The sequence below is a fragment of the Stenotrophomonas sp. YJH_SMC_82 genome, assembly GCF_059368875.1.
Window position 1 is genome coordinate 1,252,133 of record NZ_JCAFSE010000001.1, and the last position, 22,189, is coordinate 1,274,321.

Here is a 22,189-nt window from a genome sequence, read left to right on the forward strand (position 1 = left end):
TGTTGTGCGGTGAGGGTGGTGTCGTAGCGATGAACGCGCTGTGAGCCTGTAAGGGGTTGTACGCGTTCCGTAACGGGTTGCCGACGATTCAGGTGACGGGCTCAGGTTATGCTGTGCCGATGCTCTATCTTGCTTCCCGCTCCCCCCGACGCAACCAGTTGCTGGCCCGACTCGGACGCCCCTTCCAGGCCCTGGACCTGGAGGTCGTCGAGCAGCGCGCCGCGACCGAGAGTGCCGAACAGTATGTGTGCCGGGTCGCCGCCGACAAGGCGCGCGCCGGGCTGGCCCGGGTGCTGGCCGAAGACCCGCAGGCGCGGGTGCTCGGCTCGGACACCGAGGTGGTGCTGGACGGTGAAGTGTTCGGCAAGCCGGCCGACGCCGCCGGCGCGCGCGCGATGCTGGCGCGCCTGGCCGGGCGCACCCACCAGGTGATGACTGCGGTGGTGGTGGTCGGCGCCGACGGGCTGGACAGCGAACTGGTCATTTCCGAAGTGACCTTCGCCCCGATCGCCGCCGCCGACATCGCCGCCTATGTCGCCACCGGCGAGCCGTTGGACAAGGCCGGGGCCTACGCCATCCAGGGCGGGGCCGAGCGCTGGATCGAACATCTTTCCGGCAGCTACTCCGGCGTCATGGGGCTGCCATTGCTGCATACCGATCGTCTGCTGGCGCGCTGTGGCGTGCCGGCCCCCACTGCCGATGCCGCCAGGGAGGCTGCCGATGTCTGAGGAAATCCTGGTCAATGTGACCCCCCGCGAAACCCGGGTCGCGGTGATCGAGAACGGCATGCTGCAGGAACTGCACATCGAGCGCGGCTGGCGCCGGGGTGTGGTCGGCAACATCTACAAGGGCAAGGTGCAGCGGGTCATGCCCGGCATGCAGGCCGCGTTCGTCGAGGTCGGCCTGGAGCGCGCCGCGTTCCTGCACGCCAACGACGTGGTGCGCCCGGCCCCGGTGGCCAGTGCCGACACCGAGAACACGACCCTGCCGCCGCCGGCCAGCGTGCCGATCGTCGAGCTGCTGCGTGACGGCCAGGACATCGTGGTGCAGGTGGTGAAGGACCCGATCGGCACCAAGGGTGCACGCCTGACCACGCAGATCAGCATTCCCTCGCGCTACATGGTGCTGCTGCCGCAGTCCAAGGTGGTGGGGGTGTCCGCGCGCATCGAGGATGAAACCGAGCGCGCCCGCCTGAAGGCGCTGGTGACCGAGTTGTCGGCGCAGCACGGCGGCTACGGCTACATCGTGCGCACCAACGCCGAAGGCCAGCCGGCCGAGGCCATCGCCGAGGACATCGCCTACCTGTCGCGCGTGTGGAACGTGGTCGAGCGCCGCGGCCGCGAAGCGCCGTCGTGCAGCATCATCTATGAAGACCTGAGCCTGCCGCTGCGGTCGGTGCGCGACCTGATCCGCAAGGACGTGGACAAGGTGAAGGTGGACTCGAAGGAGACCTTCGGCCAACTGCAGGCCTTCGTCGCCAAGTACATGCCGGTGCTGGCCGAGAAGCTGGAGCTGTACTCCGGTGACCGCCCGATCTTCGACATGTTCGGCGTGGAGGACGAGATCGGCCGCGCGCTGGACAAGCAGGTGCCGCTGAAATCCGGTGGCTACCTGGTGATCGACCAGACCGAGGCGATGACCACCATCGACGTCAACACCGGCTCGTTCCTCGGCCAGCGCAACCTGGAAGAAACGGTGTTCCGCACCAACCTGGAAGCGGCGCAGGCGGTGGCGCGGCAGCTGCGGCTGCGCAACCTGGGCGGCATCATCATCATCGACTTCATCGACATGGATGATGCGGAGCATCGTCGCCAGGTGCTGCGCACGCTGGAAAAGGCGCTGGCCCGCGACCATGCCAAGACCACGGTCTATGATTTCTCGCCGCTGGGCCTGGTGGAGATGACCCGCAAGCGTACGGTGGAAAGCCTGGAGCGCCAGCTGTCGGAGACCTGCCCGCAGTGCAGCGGCCGCGGCAGCATCAAGACCACCGAGACGGTGACCTATGAGATCTTCCGCGAGATCACCCGTGCCGTGCGCCAGTTCGATGCTGCGCGCCTGCTGGTGATCGCCTCGACCAAGGTGGTCGCGCGAATTACCGATGAGGAATCCTCGGCGGTGGCCGAGCTGGAAGAGTTCCTCGGCAAGAGCATCCGCTTCCAGGCGGACGAGCAGTACCTGCAGGAGCAATTCGATGTCGTTCTGCTCTGATCCTCGCCGGCTGCAGGCCGGCGGTGGCCGATGAGCGCGCCGCCGCGCCTGCGACTGCGAAGGATCCGCCGTCATTTCATTGCCGCCTGTGCGGTGGGCCTGGTCGGGCTTGCACTGCTGGTGGGCACGCTCAGCCAGCTGCTGCCGCTGGCCGAGCGTCATCCTGACAGGATCGCCGCCTGGCTGAGCGAGCGTGCCGGCCAGCCGGTGCGTTTCGACCAGCTGCAGACCGCCTGGACCCGTCGTGGCCCGCTGCTGCAGCTGAAAGGCCTGCGCATCGGCGCCGGGCAGGGCCTGGCGATCGGCGAGGCCGAGGTGCTGGTATCGATGTACAGCGGGCTGCTGCCCGGGCGCTCGCTGACCGAGCTGCGCCTGCGTGGCCTGGCGCTGGATCTGCAGCAGGGCGAGGACGGACGCTGGACGGTGCGCGGGCTGCCGCAATCGGACAACGGCGGCGATCCGCTGGATGCGTTGCGCCGGCTGGGCGAGCTGCAGGTGATCGGAGGGCGCCTGGGCGTGCACGCGCCGACGTTGGGCATCGACACCACGCTGCCGCGCATCGACCTGCGCATGCGGGTCAATGGCGATCGCCTGCGCGTGGGCGTACGCGCCTGGGCGCAGCCCGAAGCGCTGCCGCTGACCGCGGTGCTGGACGTGGACCGTGCGCGCGGCAACGGCGAGGCCTGGCTGGGCGCCGACCCGGTCGATTTCCACGCCTGGGCGCCCTTGCTGGCGGCTGGCGGCGTGCGCCTGCGCGAGGGCAAGGGCGAGTTGAACCTGTGGTTGACCCTGCGCGATTTCGCGCCGGTGGCGCTGACCACGGATTCGGACCTGCGCGACGTGCGTATCGATGGCGCACCGATACCCGGCATGGCGGCGCCGCAGCTGCAGCTGCAGCGACTGCAGGCCCGCCTGCGCTGGCAGCGCCAGGCCGAGGGCTGGGCGCTGCAGGTACCGCAGCTGCGGCTGAAGAATGAAGACGGCGAGCAGCGCCTCGATGGCCTGCAGCTGCAGGTCGGCAAACAGCTGCAGGTCCGTTCCGGTGAAGTGCAGGCCGGCATCGCACTGCGTGCGCTGGCCCTGAGTGATCGCCTTGAGCCGGGCCTGCGTCGCTGGCTGTTCCTGTCCAGGCCGCAGCTGGACGTGCGCGCCTTGCAGCTGTCGGGCGAACGCGATGGCCCCCTGTGGGCGCAGGGTGAACTGCAGTCGCTGGGTTTCGCCAGCGTGGGCAACTCGCCCGGCCTGCGCGGCCTGGGCGGGCGCTTTGAAGGCGACGCCGACGGCTTCAGCCTGCAGCTGCAACCGCAACGGCAGCTGCAGTTCGATTGGCCGACCGGCTTCGGCGTGCGCCATGACCTGCACCTGGCCGGACAGATCGTGGGCTGGCGCGACGAGGGCGGTGGTTGGCGGATCGGGACGCCGGCGATGCGTGTGGAAGGCACCGACTACGCGGCCGACGTGCGCGGCGGGGTCTGGTTCCAGGGCGACGGCACGCGGCCGTGGCTGCAGCTGGCCGCGAAGCTGGACGACGTGCCGATGACGGCGGCCAAGCGCTTCTGGATCCACTCCAAGATGAGCAAGGGCGCCACCGACTGGCTGGACATGGCGCTGGCTGGCGGCCAGGTGCGCAATGGCGTCGGCCTGGTCACCGGTGACCTGGACGACTGGCCGTTCGACAACAATGATGGCCGCTTCGAGGCCACCGGCCACATCACCAATGGCGACATCCGCTTCCAGCACGACTGGCCGCTGATGAGCCAGGTCGACGCCGACATCGCCTTCATCGGCCCTGGCTTCGACATGCGTGGACGGGGTGATCTTGCCGGCGTGGCGGTACAGAAATTCGAAGCGGGCATTCCGGACTTCGGGCACCAGCCGTTGTACGTACGTGCCGACGCGCCGAGCGAGGCCGGCAAGCTGCTGGCGATGCTGCGCCAGAGCCCGTTGCACAAGGATTACGGCGATACGCTGGACAATCTGGTCGCCAGTGGTCCGGCCCATGTGACCTTCGATCTGCTGCAGCCGCTGCATCAGGACGAGGGCGAGGGCCACCTGCAGGGCACGGTCGATCTGGCCGGCGTGAAGCTGGTCGACAAGCGCTTCCAGCTGACCTTTGACAACATGCACGGGCAGGCGCGCTACAGCAATGGCGGTTTCGGCGCCGAGGACCTGGCGGTGCGCCACCTCGGCCAGGAAGGACGGCTGAGCCTGCGTGCCGGAGGTTACGTGCATGACAGCACGCGCGCCTTCGAGTCGCAGCTGACCGCCCGCCTCGATGCCAGCGTGCTGATCGACCGTGCTCCGGAGATGGCCTGGCTCAAGCCTTACATCAACGGCAATTCGGCCTGGACCATCGGCGTCAACCTGCCCAAGGTGGCGCCCGGCGCGCCTGCGCCGCCGAGCGAGCTGCGACTGAGTTCGGACCTGGTCGGCACCCGGCTCGACCTGCCGGCGCCGCTGGACAAGCCGGCCGCCGAGCCGCTGGCGACCACGGTGGCCGCGCAGCTGCCGATGGGCGCCGGCCGCATCGATGTGGCGTTCGGCCAGCGCCTGGCCCTGGCCGCGCGCAGCCACAACAACCAGACCGGTGTGCAGGTCACGCTGGGCAGCGACCATGTCGACCGCGAGCCGCCGGCGAGCGGACTGACGGTCAATGGCCGCAGCCCGACCCTGGATGCGCTGGAGTGGATCAGCCTGGCGCGCGGTGGGAGTGACGACGACGCGATGCCGCTGCGCGCGGTCGACGTGCAGGTCGGCCAGCTCAAGCTGATCGGCGGAGTCTTCGAGCAGACCCGGCTGCAGCTGCACCCGGGCCCGCAGGCACTGGACGTGCGCCTGGACGGGCCGTCGCTGGCCGGCCGCCTGACCGTACCCAACGCCGACGGCGGCACCATCAGCGGCCAGCTTGACCGGGTGCACTGGCAGTCACTGCCGGCGGCACCGGGTGCGGCCGCCGCGCCGGCGCGGGTACAGGCCGGTGCCAATGACATGGACCCGGCCACGCTGCCGCCGTTCGCGCTGGACATCGCCGACCTGAAGTTCGGCAAGGTGGTGCTGGGCCAGGCGGTGCTGCGCACGCGCCCACTGGCCAACGGCCTGAACGTGGACGCGTTGCGCTTCCGCGCGCCGGACCAGGAAATCGACATCACCGGCCGCTGGCTCGGCCGTACGGGCGGCGCCCGTACCGAACTGACCGCGCAGGTGCGCAGCGAGGACCTGGGCGGGCTGATGCAGAACCTTGATTACGGCGGCCAGCTGCGCGGCGGTTCCGGCCAGGCGCAGCTGCAGGCGGCCTGGAGCGGGGGGCCGTCGGACTTCCAGCTGGGCAACCTGCAGGGCAGCCTCGACCTGCATGCGCGCAATGGCCAGCTGCTGGAGCTGGAGCCGGGCGCCGGCCGCGTGCTGGGCCTGCTCAGCGTCGCGCAGCTGCCGCGGCGGCTGATGTTCGATTTCCGCGACTTCTTCTCCAAGGGCTTCGCGTTCAACCAGATCGAGGGCAGCATGCAGTTCGGTCAGGGCATGGCGCGCACCGACAAGGTGCTGATCGAAGGCCCGGCGGCCAACATCACCATCCGTGGCCAGGCCGACCTGCGCAACCAGCAGTTCGACCAGACCATCGACGTCAACCCGCGCGCGGGCAACCTGCTGACCGTGGTCGGTGCGGTGGCCGGCGGCCCGGTGGGGGCGGCGCTGGGCGCGGCCACCAATGCGGTATTGTCCAAGCCGCTGGGCGAGATTGGCGCCCGTACCTACAAGGTGACCGGTCCATGGAAGGAGCCGAAGGTGGAAGTGATCGAGCGCAGCCGCGACAAGACCCCATCACCGCCCGTGCCGGCACCTGCACCGGCCATTCCGCCGACCGTCACCGACCTGCCGCGCTCGCGCTGAGCACGGCTTCCTGTTCACGGGGCTTGCCTGAGCGCCCCCGCACCCCCAGATCGAAACCATGACTGATATCGCCCTGACGCTTGCCCAAGACCGCCTGCTGCGCCCCGGCGGCCTGGATACCGCCGGCCTGGAGCGCACCTTCGGGCAGCTGCTCGGCCCTGGTGTCGACTTCGGCGACCTTTATTTCCAGCACGCCCGCCGCGAGAGCTGGAGCGTGGAAGACGGCATCGTCAAGGACGGCGCCCATTCCATCGAGCAGGGCGTGGGCGTGCGGGCGATTTCCGGCGAGAAGACCGGCTTCGCCTACTCCGATGACATCCATGCCGATGCGCTGCTGGCGGCGGCGCAGTCGGCGCGCGCGATCTCGCGCGAGGGCGGTGCGCAGACCGGACGTTCGCTGCTGCGCGGCAATGCGCGCGCGCTGTACCCGGCGCTGGACCCGATCGACGGCATCGGCAACGAGGCCAAGGTCGAGGTGCTCAAGCGCCTGGATGGCTACCTGCGTGCCGCCGACCCGCGCGTGAAGCAGGTGATGGTGAGCCTGTCCGGCGGCGTCGATACGGTGCTGATCGCCCGCAGCGACGGCGTGCTGGCGGCCGACGTGCGCCCGCTGGTACGCCTGAACGTGCAGGTCATCGTCGAACACAACGGCCGTCGCGAGTCCGGCTACGCCGGTGGTGGTGGCCGTTATGGCTACGAAGCGCTGTTCGCCAGCGGCCGCCCCGAAGCCCTGGCCCAGGAAGCGCTGCGCCAGGCGCTGGTGAACCTGGACGCGGTGCCGGCGCCGGCCGGCATGATGCCGGTGGTGCTCGGCCCGGGTTGGCCGGGCGTGTTGCTGCACGAAGCGGTCGGCCACGGCCTGGAAGGCGACTTCAACCGCAAGGGCACCAGCGTCTACGCCGGCCGCATCGGCGAGCGCGTCGCCGCACCGGGGGTGACCATCGTCGACGACGGCACCCTCGACGGTCGCCGCGGTTCGTTGAACATCGACGACGAAGGCCACCCGAGCCAGTGCACCCCGCTGATCGAGGACGGCATCCTGGTCGGCTACATGCAGGACAGCCTCAACGCGCGGCTGATGGGCATGGCCCCGACCGGCAACGGGCGCCGCGAATCGTTCGCGCACCTGACCATGCCACGCATGACCAACACCTACATGCGCGCCGGCGAGCACGACCCGCAGGAGATGATCCGTTCGGTGAAGAAGGGCCTGTACGCGGTGAACTTCGGCGGTGGCCAGGTCGACATCACCAGCGGCAAGTACGTGTTCTCGGCCACCGAGGCCTACCTGATCGAGGATGGCCGCATTACCACCCCGGTGAAGGGCGCGACCCTGATCGGCAACGGCCCGGAGACCATGCAGAAGGTGCGCATGGTCGGCAACGATCTGGCCCTGGACGAGGGCGTGGGCATCTGCGGCAAGGACGGGCAGAGTGTGCCCGTGGGTGTCGGCCAGCCCTCGCTGTTGATCGAGGGCATCACCGTCGGCGGTACGCAGGCCTGAGCGTGGCGATGGCCGCGGCCACCGCCCGGGCCGGCGCGGACTCAGTCCTCGTCGGCCTCGTCGACCGGATCGCCGGCGTGTTCGTCGCCCGCCGTCTTCAAGCCCAGCGCCGCCGGCAGCATCAGCGTACGCAGCACCTGGAAGATCTCGCGGTAGGCGCGCGGCGGCTTGTTCTTCGCCTTTTCGGCCTGCGCGTTGCGTACCAGGGTGCGCAGCTGCTGGCGGTCGGCCTGCGGGTAGTCGTCAAGCAGGGCGGCCAGCGCCTTGTCACCGTCGGCCAACAGGCGGTCGCGCCAGTCTTCCACGCGGTGCATCATCGCCACTTCGCGGCGGCCAGTCTCGCTGTTGGCGTCCAGCGCATCGCGGATCGCGTCCAGCGTTGCCTCGTCCTCGCGGCGCATGTGCTTGGCCAGGAACGCCAGCTGGCGCTTGTGGGCGATGTGGGCGGTGATGCGCTTGCACTCGGCGATATGCGGCAGCAGGTCTTCCGGGATCGGCAGGCGCGCCAGCTGGGCCGGGGTCAACGACACCAGCTTCTCGCCCAGGGCCAGGACGTCGAGCGCGTCGCGCCGGTTCTGGCTGCGGCTCTTGTCGTGGAATTCACCGGTTTCTTCGTCGCGTCCGCGCATCGTCCCTACCTGATCTCAAAAAAAGTCGCCCGGCGTGATGCCGGGCCCAACCTGTACAGGATAAAGCATTGAACGTGATCGCCCCTGAAGTGGCCGTCGGCGACGACAGCCCGGCCCGGCTGGAACGGCTGGCCGACCTCTCCCAGCAGCTGCTCGACCGCGCCCGCGCGCTGGGCGCCAGCCAGGCCGAGGTCAGTTGCAGCGAGGACCGCGGATTGGAGGTCAATGTCCGCCTCGGCGAGGTCGAGACCGTGCAGTCCACGCGTGACCGCGGCATCGCCGTGACCGTCTATTTCGGCCAGCGCAAGGGCAGTGCCAGCACCGGTGACCTGAACGAGGCCAGCCTGGCCGCTACGGTCGAGCAGGCCTGCGCGATTGCCCGGCATACCGAGGATGACCCGGCTGCCGGCCTGGCCGAGGCCGCACTGATGGCCACCGACTTCCCGGAGCTGGACGGTTGGCACCCGTGGGCGCTGCAGGCCGATGAGGCGGTGGACCTGGCCCTGGCCTGCGAGGCGGCCGGTCGCGAGGCCGACGCGCAGATCCGCAATTCCGACGGCGCATCGGTGTCGAGCATGCAGAGCCTGTCGGTGTATGCCAATTCGCATGGTTTCTTTGGTCGTGAGCGCGGCACCCACCATTCGGTCGGCTGCGCGCTGATCGCCGGGCAGGGCGATGGCATGCAGCGCGATGGCTGGTACACCAGCGCGCTTGCCCGGGAGGACCTGGAAGACGTGGGCCGGGTCGGCCGTCGTGCCGCCGAGCGCACCGTGGCCCGCCTGCAGCCGCGTTCACTGGCTACTGGCAGCATGCCGGTGCTGTTCGCCCCGGAAGTGGCGCGCAGCCTGGTCGGCCACCTGCTGTCGGCGGTGTCCGGCGGCGCCTTGTACCGCCAGGCCAGCTTCCTGCTGGACAGCGTCGGCCAACGCCTGTTCCCGGAGTGGATGCAGATCGACGAGCTGCCGCACCTGCGCCGTGGCCTGCGCTCGGCCGCCTTCGACGGCGACGGCGTGGCCACCCGTAGTTCGGCGCTGGTCCGTGACGGCGTACTGCAGCGCTACGTGCTGGGCAGCTATTCGGCGCGCAAGCTGGGCCTGCAGACCACCGCCAATGCTGGCGGCGTGCACAACCTGCAGCTGGCGGCCAATGCCGGCTCGCTGGAAGAGATCGCCCGGCAGATGGGTGACGGCCTGCTGGTGACCGAGCTGATGGGGCAGGGCGTGAACGGGGTGACCGGCGATTACTCACGAGGCGCGGGCGGCTTCCGTGTCGAGAACGGCGAGATCCAGTACCCGGTGGACGGCGTCACCATCGCCGGCAACCTGCGCGAGATGTTCAGCAGCATCGAGGCGGTCGGCAGCGACGTCGACCCGCGCTCGCACATCCGGACCGGTTCGATCCTGCTGGGGCGGATGACCGTCGCCGGTAATGATTGATGGCATTGATGACGTAAGCTATGCGCGCCTGACGCAACCAGCTTGGTGCTGGTGGGTCAAGACCACCCAATGAAAAGGAGTTTTGTCGTGAGCGAATTCGATAACGTCCCGCCGCCGCCGGCAACCACCGATGCCCCGGCCGACCAGCGCACCATGGCGCTGGCTGCGCACCTGCTGGGCATCTTCACCTGGTTCATCGGCGCCCTGATCATCTGGCTGATCAACAAGGATGACGCCAGCAAGGCCTTCGTGACCGACCAGGCCAAGGAAGCGCTGAACTTCCAGATCACCGTGACCATCGCCATGGTCATCAGCATCATCCTGATGGTGGTGATCATCGGCGGCATCCTGGCGCCGATCGTGGGCATCATCAACCTGGTGTTCTGCATCATTGCCGCAGTCAAGGCCAACAACGGCGAAGCCTATCGCTACCCGTTCACGCTGCGCCTGATCAAGTAATACCGGCCGCATGCGCAAACAGGAACGCCCGGCATTGCCGGGCGTTCCTGTTTGAGGGCAGCGTCACCGGCGGCGATCAGTGATCGCGTTCCACCGCCAGCGTTGCCAGCGCGCGCAGCGCATCGGCCTCTTCGCCATGGCCGGCCAACGTGGCCTGCATGCGTGCGGCCAGTTCGCGCAGCTGCGCCTTCGCGCCGTCCATGCCGAGCAGCGCGGGGAAGGTGCTCTTGTCCTGCGCCTCGTCCTTGCCGGCGGTCTTGCCCAGCTGTTCGGAACTGGCTTCGACATCGAGGATGTCATCGCGGACCTGGAAGGCCAGGCCGAGTGCATCGGCGAAACTGTCGAGCTGGGCCAGCTGCGGCTCGTGGGCCTGGCCGCACAGCGCCCCCATGCGCACCGCTGCACGGATCAGCGCGCCGGTCTTCAGCGCATGCATGCGGGTCAGTGCCGCCAGGGTCTGCTGCTGGCCGGTGGCATCGATGTCCAGCGCCTGGCCACCGCACATGCCGGAGGCGCCGGACGCGTGAGCGAGGGTCTGCAGGCAGGCCACGCGCAGCGTGGCCGGCAGCGGCGCATCGGCCAGCAGGCCGAAGGCACGCGTCTGCAGGGCGTCGCCGGCCAGGATCGCGGTGGCTTCGTCGAAGGCGATGTGGGTGGTCGGCTTGCCGCGGCGCAGGGCGTCGTCGTCCATCGCCGGCAGGTCGTCATGCACCAGCGAATAGGCGTGGATCAGCTCGACAGCCATCGCCGCCGCGTCCAGCTGTTCCGGCTGCGCGCCGAACAGGTGGCCACTGGCATACACCAGCAGCGGGCGCATGCGTTTGCCACCGCCCAGCACCGAATAGCGCATGGCCTGGTGCAGGCGCTGCGGTGCTTCGGCGGGCGAGGGCAGGGCGGCATCGAGCTGGCTTTCGATACGGTCGCGCCAGCGCGCGAACAGGGCTTCAGCCGTCATGGTTGGGCGGATCGAAAGGCTCGGCCGTTTCCGGCTGGGCCGGATCGCTGAGCAGGCGCACGCGCAATTCGGCCTGCTCCAGCGCCTGCTGGCACTGACGGTACAGACCGACACCGCGTTCGTAAGCACTGAGCGACGCTTCCAGGCTCAGCTCGCCGGTTTCCATCTGCTCCACCAGCTGTTCCAGCGATTCGAGCGACTGCTCGAACTGGGCGACCGGGGAGGCGTTTTCGGGGGACTTCTTGGCCATGCGGCAAGTGTGGACGGGCTGCGCGCGGGGGTCAATTCACCAGCCGCCCGGACGCCACTGCAGCTGCGCGTCGTGGGCCTGCAACCAGGCCTGCAGGGGAGCTGCGATGACCACGTCGGCGGCGGCAAGCAGCTGCGCTCCATCGAAGACCAGCGGCAGCTGGGCGCGTCGCCAGGGGGCAAGGTGTTCGCGTTGCAGGCAGTCCTTCAGCGCATGCGAATGCTGGCGACCGGGCAGCAGGATGCGTTCGCCGCCCACACGCGCACGGACCTGGAGCGGCCGTTCGAAGGCCTCGGCGCCGTGCAGGTGCAGCTGACCGCCATCGGGCAGCGCCAATGGCGCGCGTCCATCCCATCCGGCCTGCCAATCATGGGGAAGCGCCGGCAGTTGCGCGGGCAGGAGATAGGCGTGATCGCGCCATTGCTGGATGGCATGATCGTGCCAGCGCACCCGCGCCTGGCGATCGTTGCTGGCTGGTAGCAGCTCGTCCAGCGCCTGCTGCAGCACCGTGGCCGGCAGTGGGGCGGCCCCATGGCCGATCACCCAGGCACGCAGCACGCGCGCGGCGCGGCCCGGTGACACCTGGCGCAGCAGCTGCAGCGACAGCACACGCGGTGCCACCTCCAGATGCACGATCAGCTCGGCGTCCTCCTCGTCCAGCAGTTCGCGAGTCTGCCGGCAATGCAGGGCGCTGCCCGCCAATGCCGCGGCGGTGTGCGGCCAGCGCTGGCGCAGCAACGGCAGCACCTGCAGGCGCAGGAAATTGCGATCGGCGTGGTCGTCGGCGTTGCTGGGGTCTTCAACCCAGCGCAGCGCGTGCTGGTGCGCGTAATCGAGCAGCGCACGGCGCGGCACCGCCAGCAGCGGTCGCCACACACGGTGTTCGCCTACGCGGCTGTCTGCGGACATCGCGGCAAGACCATCGACGCCGGAGCCACGCAGGGCATGCAGCAGGAAGGTCTCGGCCTGGTCGTCCAGGTGCTGCGCCAGCGCCAGTGTTTCGCCGTCGCGCAGTTCGGTGGCGAACGCGGCGCGTCGCGCCTGCCGTGCTGCGCCTTCCAGGCCCAGGCCCGATGTGGGGTCGATCTGCACGCGATGCACGGCCAGTTCGATGCCCAGCGCTGCGCATTGGTGCTGGCAATGCAGCACCCAGTCGTCCGCATCGGGGTGCAGGCCATGGTGCACATGCACCGCGCGCAGCGCCGTGCCGGAGGCCTTGGCGCAGCGCCACAGCCAGTGCAGCAGCACGGTCGAGTCGACACCGCCGCTGTAGCCCACCAGCAGTGGCGCATCCAGCGGAACGAGGGCAGGGAAGGCAGTCACGGCGGCAAGTATAGGGTTGCTCGGCAGGGCTGCGCCCTGCACCCGCTACGATCCAGAGCAACGGCAACAGCAACAGCAGAAGCTGGTTTCCTGAGGGGAGGCGGGGTGGGTCCGGTTGCGGGAGACGCCGTAAACCCCCAGGCCGGCCCAGCCGCTGGCGGCTGTGCGTTCGGGCGCTTGCGAAGCAGTGCTTCGCAAGCAAAGCGCCCTCACCCATGGGGGCTTGGCCGCGGCATCCATGCCGCGGACACTCCCGCAACCGGACCCATCCCGCCTTTGACAGTTTCCTGCGAACTGTCGGAATGGCTCTTGGGGTCAGATCCGTTTTCCTGCGGAAAACGGATCTGACCCCGTATTCAATTCGATATCTGAGAGAAAAATCGTGTCGACCAAGCTCGACACCTACCAGGAGCAACAGCAACCGCCGTGGTTGCCGGCCGCCCCGCCATCCCACGGAATGCACGCTGTTGCTGTTGCTTCGGCCGTTGCCGTTGCATCGGCAGGTGCAGGGCGCAGCCCTGCCGAAAAACCTACTTCACCCGACGGCCCGCGCGGTCGATGCGGAACCACTCCCCGCCTTCCATCGGCGTGTGGCCATCGGCATCCGGCGTGCCGCGCCGACAGCCGTTGCAGACCTCGGCCACGCCATCCTGGAACGGCCACCCGAAATCGAAGGTGCCGGGCACCACCTGGCGGAACGTCAGGTCGAAGTAGCCGACGCGGTTGCCGACGCGGCCGCGCAGCAGGCCTTCCTGCGGTGTTTCCGGGCCGTTGTCCCAGGTCAGCACAGGCAGGCTGCGGCCCTTGCGGTCGACGTAGTGGAAGCCCTGGTCGGCATACACCACGGCCAGGCCGTGGTCGTCGTAGTTCAGGTTCTTCAGCGCATCGGCGCTGATCTTCGGCCGGTGATCGACCACCTCGCAGTTGGGCAGCGGCCACAACCCGTGTTCGTCGGTCAGCAGCTGGCAGGCCGGCGCCTGCGCCAGCGCGCTGGAACCGGCCAGTACGCCGAGCAGGACCAGCGACCGCGCGAAGCGGCCGCGGTCGAGGCGGGCCTGCCGCACGATCACTTGGCCTCGGCCTTGCGCTCGAAGGCCGTCGGTGCCGGCAGCTGCACCGGCACGCCCTTGTCATCGCAGGTGCCGGCCTGGCACAGGCGCTCGCGCAGGGCCGGGGTGGCCTGCACGATCATGTGGTAGATCGCGTTCTGTTCCAGCGTGCCGCGGATCGCCTTGCTGCCCGGGCCACGCGCCCAGATGCCGACATCCTCACCACCGTGCGATTCGGACTTCATCGGCACCAGTGCTTCCTGCATGTAGTCCGGATGCTCGGTGTCGACCTCGCGCAGGTTCGGGCGGCCGTTGGCCGGTTCGAAGCTGCTCGGGTTGTGCGGGTAACGCTTCGGGCCGGCCGGCTGCTGGTTGCTGCTGCCGGTATGGCCCGGGCCGTTGGCATAGCTCAGTGTGGTGTACGGCTGGCCCGTGCCGTCCAGCGCGTAGTCCAGCTTGCCGGCACCATCTTCGCCGCCCTTGTCCTTCACCTTGCCCAGGATCGGATTGCCACGTGCCGGGTAGCCGACGAAGTTCAGCGTATGCGAGTGGTCGGCGGTAACGATGATCAGGGTGTCGTCGGCCGAGGTCAGTTCGTTGGCCACGCGCACCGCGTCGGACAGCGCCACGGTCTCGGTCAGTGCACGGTAGGCGTTGCCGCTGTGGTTGGCGTGGTCGATGCGCGCGCCTTCGATCATCAGCACGTAGCCTTCCTGGTGCCTGGCCAGATTCCTGATCGCTGCAGCCGTCAGTTCGGCCAGGCTCGGCTCACCGCCCGGATCCTGCGGGCGCTCGTATTCGTAGCGCATGTGGTCCGGTTCGAACAGGCCGAGGATGGCCGGCGCATTGGCGGCCGCCGCCAGCTGCTTGCTGTTCCACACGTAGGCACCCTGCGGGTGCGCCTGCTGCCATTCCTGCACCAGGCTGCGGCCATCCAGGCGCTGGCCGACCTTGTCGTCGTATTCCGGATCGCGCTCTTCCACGGTGGTGAATTCACCGCGACCGCCGCCGAGAGCGACCAGCGGGCCGCGCCCATAACGCGAGGTCGACAGCAGCTGCTGTGCGATGTCCTTGCAGCCTGCAGCCTTGGCCGCTTCAGTCAGGTCGGTGTCGTTTTCCCAGTTGCGCTCGGGCGAGTGCGCATAGGTGGCAGCAGGGGTGGCATGGGTCAGGCGCGCGGTGGACACCACACCGGTGGCCAGGCCGGCGCTGTCGGCCAGCTGCAGCCAGGTCAGCAGGCCCTTGGACAGGCTGTCGGCGCAGTCGGTGCGGCTGCCGGCGCTGACACCGATCGCGCCCATGTGGGTCTTCACGCCGGTGGTGATGGCGGTCATGGTGCCGGCCGAGTCCGGCGTCTGCGAATCGGTGTTGTAGGTCTTGCTGAACGCCGTGGCCGGGAAGCGCTCCCAGGACAGCAGGTTCTCCTCGCCCGAGCCACCCTTCTGCTGGCCTTCGTAGATGCGCGAGGCGGCCACGGTGGTCAGGCTCATGCCGTCGCCGAGGAACAGGATGACGTTCTTCGCCTTGCCGGACATCGCGCCGTTGGCGGCGGCCTGGGCGGCGCCACTGCGGTACCACCATTGCGGGGTCTCGCCGGCCGGATGGGCGACCGGGTCGACGGCGACCTTCAGGCCGGAGGCGGGGGTGGTGCTGGCGCAGGCGCCCAGCAGCAGGGTGGTGGCGCAGGCGGCCAACAGGGAGACGGAACGGCGCATGGACGCTGGGATCTCACAAACTGTAACGGGACGTTCATTATGCCCGCCCCTGCAAGGCACGCCGATGACACACTGATTTGCCGGCCGGGCGGTCGTTCTGCGGGCCGCCTTGGGCTATCGTGCCAGCATCCCTTCCTTCCCCTCTGGATTGCCTATGAAGCTGGTCTCTGCCTGGCTGCGGATTCCATTCTGGCAGCGCGTGGTCGGTGGCTTCGTGCTCGGCGCGCTGGCCGGCTGGGCGCTTGGCCCGGCCGCGGAAACGTGGTTCGGCCCGCTCGGTGAGCTGTACGTCACCCTGATCAAGATGATCGCCGTGCCGCTGGTGTTCTTCGCGGTCATCAACGCAATCTCGTCGCTGCACGGGCAGAAGTCGGTCGCCGCGCTCAGTGGCCGCACCTTCCTCTGGTTCGTGATCACCGCGGCGCTGGCGGTATGCGTTGGGCTGGGCGTGGGGACCGTGCTGCAGCCCGGTGCCGGCGGGCTGCAGCTGACAATGGCCAGCAACTACGTGCCGCGCGAAGTGCCCAGTGTGGTGCAGGTGCTGCTGGACGTGGTGCCGGCCAATGTCTTCTACGCGCTGTCCGGCATCGGTACCAAGGTCAATGCGGCCGGTGAGACTGTGCTGGCGGCCGGTCGCGGCTCGATCCTGCCGGTGATCTTCTTCGCAGGCCTGGTGGGCTTTGCCATCGTCAAGCTGGGCGAGAAGGTGACCGAGGCGCGCAAGCTGGTCGGCCAGATGAGCGACATCATGATCCAGGTGACCCGCTTCGTGCTGGAAGTCACCCCGATCGGTACCTTCGGCCTGATCGCCGGCCTGGTCGGCAGCTATGGCTTCGAGAAGCTGCTGCCGCTGGGCCATTTCGTGCTGGCCCTGTACGTGGCCTGCGCCCTGCACATCGTGGTGGTCTACAGCGCGCTGCTGCTGGCGCACGGCCTGAACCCGCTGAAGTTCTTCCGCGGCGCGGCGCCGGGCATGCAGGTGGCCTTCGTCAGCTCGTCCAGCTTCGCCGCGATGCCGGTGGCGCTGCGTTCGATCACCCACAACCTGGGCGTGAACAAGGACTACGGTTCATTCGCGGTGCCGCTGGGCGCCAGCATCAAGATGGATGGCTGCGGCGCGATCTATCCGGCGCTGTGCGCGGTGTTCATCGCGCAGTACAGCGGTGTGCCGCTGACCCCGGAGCAGTACGTGGTGGTGCTGATCGCCTCGGTGCTGGGCAGCTTCGGTACGGCCGGCGTGCCGGGTACCGCGGTGATCATGGCCACGGTGGTGCTGAGCGCAGCCAACCTGCCGCTGGAGACCATCGGCTATCTGTATGCCATCGACCGCATTCTCGACATGATGCGCACGATGACGAATGTGACCGGCCAGATGCTGGTGCCGGTGATCGTGGCCAAGGAAACCGGGCTGCTGGACCAGGCGGTGTATGACAATCCGTCCAGCAATGTGGGCGTGGACGATCCTGACCCGACACCGCCACGCAGCTGAGGTTGCGTGGAGATGAAAGGCCCGCCCTGACCGGCGGGCCTTTCGTTTGGGAGATAGCTGACGCGCTGCCGGCCGTGGTAGATCCACGCCATGCGTGGATGGAGGCGGTGCCGACCAAGGTCGGCAGCTACCCACCATTACGCGGGCCCAACAAAAAAGCCGCTGCAGGGCAGCGGCTTTGCTTTGCGTATCAGGCGGCGCTGTGACGCCAGCCGGTCAGAGGTCGACCCGGCGGGCCTGCATGAACTTGTTGCCCCAGTAGCCACTGAGCAGGGTGTCCACGCGGACGTCCTTGCCCGAGCTCGGCGCATGCAGGAAACGGCCATCGCCGACGTAGATGCCGACGTGGTCGACGCGGCCCTTGCGGCCGAAGAACACCAGATCACCCGCGGCCAGCGCGGTGCGGTCGTTGATCAGTTCGGCATTGTCATCGTGGGCCATCTCGCGCGAGACGCGCGGAAGTTCGATGCCCAGGGCCGAACGGAACACATAACCGACCAGGCCGCTGCAGTCGAAACCGCTGTCCGGGTTGCTGCCACCCCAACGGTACGGGGTGCCCAGCAGGGTCATCGCGCGGCGCAGCAGCGACTGCACCTTGCCGTTGTCGGCGGCGGTGCCGACGACGCTGCCATTGGCGGCGCTGCTGGTGTCGTAGTTGGCGAGCAGGCGGCTGAGGTCGCCGGCCACCACGGCCGAGCGGTCCATCAGCGGAATGGTGTCGTTGGCGGCCAGGTGCGGCAGCAGGGCGGCCAGCGTGGCACTGGCGGCGGCATCGACGCGGCTGCGCTGCGGAGCGGCAGCCTCGGCCTTGGCGGCCGGTCGGGCGGTGCTCTCGGCCACCGGGGCCGGGGTCACATCGGAACGGTTCGGAGCAGTCTGCGACCAGGCCGGAAGGCTGGTCAGACACAGTGCCAGGCCAAGCAACAGCGGGCGGGCACTACGTGAAGATACGGAAGTCTGGCCTTCGCTTTTCAGGTCGTCAGTCGTCACGCGTCGGTCACAGGAAAAAAACGATGGGGCATCATGCCCTGTAAAAGCGCGGATAAGTTAAAAATTCCGTTAGTAATTCGTTAGTTGTGCAGTGATGTTCGTCACACTTTTGAATATATCGCCTGTTCATTTTAGCGAAGGACGCGTTTCGCCCCTGTGTAGTGGTCCTTCCAGTAGGGACCGCTGAGCGAGTCCAGGCGCACGGTGCCGCCGGTGCTCGGCGCATGCACGAAACGCCCTTCACCTACATAAATACCGACGTGGGTGACGCTGCCGCGGCTGCCGAAGAACACCAGGTCGCCGGTGGCCAGGCGCTGCGGGTCGATCTTCGGGCCCTGCACCGCCGCCAGGTCGCGGGAGGTGCGCGGCAGCCGCAGGTCCAGCATCTCGCGATAGACATAAGCGACCAAGCCGCTGCAGTCGAAGCCCGAATCCGGGGTGTTGCCGCCATAGCGGTAGGGCGTGCCGACCAAGCTGATGGCGCGCATCAGCACCGAGTTGGCAGCCTCGGGGTTGTCCGGCACGGTCTTTGGCCAGTTCGCCGTGGGCGGGGGCGGGGCCGGGCGGGTGGCCTTGCCACCGCCACAGGCGGTCATCAACAGGGGCAGGGCCAGCAGCAGGGCCGGGGCGAGAAACCGGCGCTGGCCGGACGAAACTGGCGTGATGTGCATGATCTCCGGATAATGCGCCACCTTGGATTGGCCGTCATGATGGCGGCGTCCCCGCCGGGCGACAACCCGCCCCAACCCGCCTGCCTCCGGCAGATCCAGACAGAGTTGCGCATGAAGATCGAAAAAGACCGCGTTGTCCGCTTCCACTACACCGTTTCCGAAGTCGGCCAGGAGCCGATCGAATCGTCCAAGGACCGCGGCGAGCCGCTGGCGATCCTGATCGGTCACGGCAACATCATCCCGGGCCTGGAAAACGCCATGATGGACAAGGAAGCCGGCGCGACCTTCAACGTCGACGTCAAGGCGGCCGATGCCTACGGCGAGCGTCGTGAGGGCCTGTCCCAGCGCGTGCCGAAGAAGCACTTCGGCAATACCAAGCTGGCGCCGGGCCAGCAGGTCGTGCTGCAGACCAACTTCGGCCCGCGTGCGGTGACCGTGCAGAAGGTCGGCATGAGCGTCGTCGACGTTGACCTGAACCATCCGATGGCTGGCAAGGACCTGCACTTCGACGTCGAAATCGTCGACGTGCGCGAAGCCGGCAAGGAAGAGCTGGACCACGGCCACGTCCACGGCGACGGCGGTCACCAGCACTGATCGCAGCGCGATCGTGATGGCAGCAATGGCCCGCTTCGGCGGGCCGTTGCGTTTCTGGAACACGCCGCGGCCATCCATGGTGCACGGGCCGGCGGCATAATGGCGGACCTGCCTGACGGACGCCCCGTGAACGCCGCTTCTCCTTCCCTGCAGCCGGTGGCTTCCGGCGAACGCATCGCCGTGCTGGACGTGCTGCGTGGTGCTGCGCTGCTGGGCATCCTGCTGATGAACATCGAGGCTTTCAGCGGCCCGCTGGACCTGGCCTTCACCGGCATTGACGTGCACTGGCGGGGCATCGATTACTGGGCCGACGCCTTCGTCTATGTGTTCGTGCAGGGCAAGTTCTTCACCCTGTTCTCGCTGCTGTTCGGTGCCGGCTTTGCGGTGATGGCACAACGCGCCGAGGTGGCCGGGCGCGACTTCACCCCGTTCTACCTGCGCCGCAGCGCCGGCCTGCTGCTGATCGGCCTGTGCCATGCACTGCTGGTCTGGTCCGGCGACATCCTGGTGATGTATGCGCTGGTCTCGTTGCCCTTGCTGGCCTGCCGCGAGGCGCCGCGCAGCTGGCTGCCGTGGATGGGCGTGATCGTCTACCTCGGCGGTGTAGCGATGATGCTGCTGGTGGGTGCGATGGTGTCGATGGCGTCGGCCGAAGAGGTGCAGGGCATGCTTGCCGAGGCGCAGCAGAGCATCGACCTGCAGCGGCAGGTGTACGGGCAGGGCAGCTGGGCGCAGGCCACTGTGCAGCGCCTGAGCGAGTTCGGCACCTCGATGGGCGCGTTGCTGATCAGCGGCCCGGAAGTGCTGGGCATGTTCCTGCTCGGCAGCTGGTTCGCCGGCAGTGGCGCGCTGGCGACGCCGGAGCGCTTCCCGCGGCTGTACGCGTCGCTGCGCTGGATCGCACTGCCGCTGGGGCTGCTGGTCACGCTGCTGGGGGTTGCCTGGAAACCCTACCTTGCACCCGGCGCCTACAACCTGCCGGTGACCGCGGCGATGGCCCTGGTCACGGTTGGCGGGCTGCCGATGTGCCTGGGCTACCTGGCGTGGATCGTGCACTGGCGCACGCGGCTGGCGTGGCTGGCGCCGGTGGGGCGCATGGCGTTGACCCACTATCTTGGCCAGTCGCTGCTGTGTACCTGGACCTTCTACCACTACGGCCTGGGCAGGTTCGAGATGATGCCGCGCAGCGTGCAGCTGCTGTTCGCGCTGCTGTTGTTTGCCGTGCAGGTGGCTGTTTCGCACGCGTGGCTGGCGCGCTTCCGCTTTGGTCCGATGGAATGGCTGTGGCGTGCAATGACCTACCGGCAGTGGCCACCGATGCGGCGCAGGACGAAGCAGGGGTGAGCGATGAGCGCGCACGCGCTGTGCCGATCGGCCGCGCGCCCGCGCATCCTCACGTCTGGCCTGCAGCGGGGCATGGCATGCTCGGCGTCAGCATGAGCGCCGGCATCGGCCAGCGGATCGCCGATCTCGTCTGCGGCCACACGCCAGCGATCGATCCTGCCCCTTACCGACCCGAGCGATTCCGATGAGCACTGCATCCTATGATTACGACCTGATCGTCCTTGGCGGCGGCTCCGCCGGCCTGGCCGGCGCGATCCGCGCCGCGCAGCACGGCAAGCGCGTGGCAATGCTGGAACCCGGCGAACTGGGCGGAACCTGTGTCAATGTCGGCTGCGTGCCGAAGAAGGCGATGTGGCTGGCGGCCGACCTGCACGAGCGCATCGGCCTGGCCAATGCGATGGGCTTCGATGTCGAGGCACGCCCGGCGCTGTCGTGGAAGGAACTGGTGATCCATCGCCAGGCCTACATCAGCAACATCCACACCAGCTACCACAAGCGCCTGGACGAAACCGGCGTGGTGCGCATTCCGGCACGTGGCCATCTGCTTGATGCGCACACCGTGGCCTGCAGTGATGGCGTGCACTACAGCGCCGAACACATCCTGATCGCCACTGGCGCGCATCCACTGCGTCCGGATATTCCCGGCGCGGAGCTGGGCCTGGTCTCCGACGATTTCTTCGACCTGCGTGCGGCGCCGGCCGAGGTGGCGATCATCGGTGGTGGTTACATCGCGGTGGAGCTGGCTGGCCTGCTGCAGGCGCTCGGCAGCCGCGTGAGCCTGCTGGTGCGCGGCAAGCGCCTGCTGGAGCGCTTCGATTACGAGCTGACCGATCAGCTGGCCGAGAACCTGAAACAGCAGGGCGTGCGGATCCATTTCGACTATCGCCTGCGCGAACTGCAGCGCGATGGCGAGCGCGTGCGGGCGTTCGGCCATGACGGCCCGATCGACAGTGTGTTCGATGCGGTGTTCTTCGCTGCCGGCCGCCGCGGCAACAGCCGTGGCCTGGGTCTGGAAGCGCTCGGCATCGACATCGGCGAGCACGATCAGGTGCAGGTGGACGAGTGGCAGACCACCCGCGTGCCGAGCGTGCACGCGGTCGGTGACATCGCCGGCAAGGTCGGCCTGACCCCGGTGGCGGTGGCCGCTTCGCGGCGGCTGATGGACCGCCTGTTCGGGGGGCGCCCGCAGTCCAAAATGGATTACGAGAACGTGGCCAGCGTGGTGTTCTCGCATCCGCCGCTGGGCGCGGTGGGCATGAGCGAGGAAGAAGCGCGCCGGCGTTTCGACCAGGTGAGCGTCTACCACAGCCGCTTCCGCCCGATGCTGCAGGCGCTGGCCAATGGTACCCAGCGCAGCCTGTTCAAGATGGTCTGTGCCGGCCCGGAAGAACGCGTGGTAGGCATCCACCTGCTGGGCGAAGCGGCCGACGAGATCCTGCAGGGCTTTGCGGTGGCGGTGAAGATGGGCGCGACCAAGGCCCAGTTCGACGACACCGTGGCGATCCACCCGACCTCGGCCGAAGAAGTGGTGCTGATGCGCTGAGCCGGGCCGTTGTGGGGCCGAGCCCTGCTCGGCAGCCTTTCGCCCCGGCCTGGCGACGCCGAGCGCAGGCTCGGCTCTACAGGGCAGCGGGCGCCCCCATGCGACAATGAGCGTCCCCCACGCCTTACCGGGCCGCTCTGCG

Annotated in this window: 18 protein-coding genes and 1 pseudogene; 11 read left to right on the forward strand and 8 right to left on the reverse strand. The window is 68.3% G+C overall.

The genetic code is table 11. The features are described 5' to 3' along the window. Window positions 1-119 precede the first annotated feature (119 nt). From AC5P53_RS05570 to tldD, 4 genes are read left to right on the forward strand one after another with little or no spacing between them, the layout of a single operon-like run. Window positions 120-728, forward strand: a complete 609-nt coding sequence (locus AC5P53_RS05570) for a Maf family nucleotide pyrophosphatase (RefSeq protein ID WP_032961948.1) — start codon at window positions 120-122, stop codon at window positions 726-728. Further along, complete coding sequence (gene rng / locus AC5P53_RS05575; RefSeq protein WP_005418079.1) at window positions 721-2,208, forward strand: ribonuclease G; 1,488 nt, start codon at window positions 721-723, stop codon at window positions 2,206-2,208. Before AC5P53_RS05570 ends, rng begins: the two co-directional genes overlap by 8 nt. 30 nt (window positions 2,209-2,238) lie before the next feature. Further along, entirely contained in the window at window positions 2,239-6,096 is a 3,858-nt protein-coding gene (locus AC5P53_RS05580) for a YhdP family protein (RefSeq protein ID WP_241887551.1), read from the forward strand. Between the two features lie 58 nt (window positions 6,097-6,154). Continuing rightward, window positions 6,155-7,600, forward strand: coding sequence for a metalloprotease TldD (gene tldD / locus AC5P53_RS05585; RefSeq protein ID WP_014647936.1), 1,446 nt, complete (start codon window positions 6,155-6,157; stop codon window positions 7,598-7,600). 41 nt (window positions 7,601-7,641) lie between these two features. On the opposite strand, the gene yjgA is transcribed toward tldD, so the two are convergent. After that, window positions 7,642-8,229, reverse strand: a complete 588-nt coding sequence (gene yjgA, locus AC5P53_RS05590; protein WP_014647935.1) for a ribosome biogenesis factor YjgA — start codon at window positions 8,227-8,229, stop codon at window positions 7,642-7,644. 68 nt (window positions 8,230-8,297) lie between these two features. Between yjgA and pmbA the strand changes: the two genes are divergently transcribed. Both pmbA and AC5P53_RS05600 read left to right on the forward strand, forming a co-directional pair. Next, entirely contained in the window at window positions 8,298-9,665 is a 1,368-nt protein-coding gene (gene pmbA, locus AC5P53_RS05595; protein ID WP_241887550.1) for a metalloprotease PmbA, read from the forward strand. Between the two features lie 87 nt (window positions 9,666-9,752). Further along, a complete protein-coding gene (locus tag AC5P53_RS05600) occupies window positions 9,753-10,124 on the forward strand; it encodes a DUF4870 domain-containing protein (RefSeq protein WP_014647933.1) in 372 nt (123 codons plus the stop codon). 76 nt (window positions 10,125-10,200) lie between these two features. Here AC5P53_RS05600 and AC5P53_RS05605 read toward each other — a convergent pair whose 3' ends face one another. The 5 genes from AC5P53_RS05605 to AC5P53_RS05625 form a co-directional block, all read right to left on the reverse strand. Then, the gene (locus tag AC5P53_RS05605; RefSeq protein ID WP_014647932.1) at window positions 10,201-11,079 is read right to left on the reverse strand and encodes a polyprenyl synthetase family protein; all 879 of its coding nucleotides are present in this window, start codon (window positions 11,077-11,079) and stop codon (window positions 10,201-10,203) included. Then, window positions 11,069-11,329, reverse strand: coding sequence for an exodeoxyribonuclease VII small subunit (locus tag AC5P53_RS05610; protein ID WP_014647931.1), 261 nt, complete (start codon window positions 11,327-11,329; stop codon window positions 11,069-11,071). The genes AC5P53_RS05605 and AC5P53_RS05610 overlap by 11 nt, the downstream gene beginning before the upstream one ends. A 36-nt stretch (window positions 11,330-11,365) precedes the next feature. Continuing rightward, a complete protein-coding gene (gene tilS / locus AC5P53_RS05615; RefSeq protein WP_241887549.1) occupies window positions 11,366-12,652 on the reverse strand; it encodes a tRNA lysidine(34) synthetase TilS in 1,287 nt (428 codons plus the stop codon). Between the two features lie 530 nt (window positions 12,653-13,182). After that, complete coding sequence (locus tag AC5P53_RS05620; protein ID WP_134809147.1) at window positions 13,183-13,722, reverse strand: WG repeat-containing protein; 540 nt, start codon at window positions 13,720-13,722, stop codon at window positions 13,183-13,185. Then, a complete protein-coding gene (locus tag AC5P53_RS05625) occupies window positions 13,719-15,416 on the reverse strand; it encodes an alkaline phosphatase (protein WP_241887548.1) in 1,698 nt (565 codons plus the stop codon). Before AC5P53_RS05625 ends, AC5P53_RS05620 begins: the two co-directional genes overlap by 4 nt. A 154-nt stretch (window positions 15,417-15,570) precedes the next feature. Here AC5P53_RS05625 and AC5P53_RS05630 point away from each other — a divergent pair, with 154 nt between their 5' ends. Continuing rightward, the gene (locus AC5P53_RS05630; protein WP_014647927.1) at window positions 15,571-16,905 is read left to right on the forward strand and encodes a dicarboxylate/amino acid:cation symporter; all 1,335 of its coding nucleotides are present in this window, start codon (window positions 15,571-15,573) and stop codon (window positions 16,903-16,905) included. Between the two features lie 216 nt (window positions 16,906-17,121). On the opposite strand, the gene AC5P53_RS05635 is transcribed toward AC5P53_RS05630, so the two are convergent. Further along, the gene (locus AC5P53_RS05635; protein WP_005414115.1) at window positions 17,122-17,895 is read right to left on the reverse strand and encodes a C40 family peptidase; all 774 of its coding nucleotides are present in this window, start codon (window positions 17,893-17,895) and stop codon (window positions 17,122-17,124) included. A 131-nt stretch (window positions 17,896-18,026) separates the two neighbouring features. Continuing rightward, window positions 18,027-18,566 carry a C40 family peptidase gene (locus tag AC5P53_RS05640; protein ID WP_026347086.1) on the reverse strand — a complete coding sequence of 180 codons (540 nt, stop codon included), beginning with the start codon at window positions 18,564-18,566 and terminating at the stop codon, window positions 18,027-18,029. Window positions 18,567-18,677: 111 nt separating this feature from the next. Here AC5P53_RS05640 and AC5P53_RS05645 point away from each other — a divergent pair, with 111 nt between their 5' ends. From AC5P53_RS05645 to gorA, 4 genes and pseudogenes are all read left to right on the forward strand, one after another. Beyond that, window positions 18,678-19,160 (forward strand): FKBP-type peptidyl-prolyl cis-trans isomerase, encoded by a 483-nt coding sequence (locus tag AC5P53_RS05645; protein ID WP_014647924.1) that lies wholly within the window; start codon window positions 18,678-18,680, stop codon window positions 19,158-19,160. A 99-nt stretch (window positions 19,161-19,259) separates the two neighbouring features. Continuing rightward, window positions 19,260-20,504, forward strand: coding sequence for a DUF418 domain-containing protein (locus AC5P53_RS05650; RefSeq protein WP_041863671.1), 1,245 nt, complete (start codon window positions 19,260-19,262; stop codon window positions 20,502-20,504). A 26-nt stretch (window positions 20,505-20,530) separates the two neighbouring features. After that, window positions 20,531-20,692, forward strand: a pseudogene (locus AC5P53_RS05655) (amino acid dehydrogenase); the annotation flags it as partial. After that, window positions 20,689-22,047 (forward strand): glutathione-disulfide reductase, encoded by a 1,359-nt coding sequence (gene gorA / locus AC5P53_RS05660; protein ID WP_049442360.1) that lies wholly within the window; start codon window positions 20,689-20,691, stop codon window positions 22,045-22,047. The pseudogene AC5P53_RS05655 and the gene gorA, both read left to right, overlap by 4 nt. The last annotated feature ends 142 nt before the right edge of the window (window positions 22,048-22,189 follow it).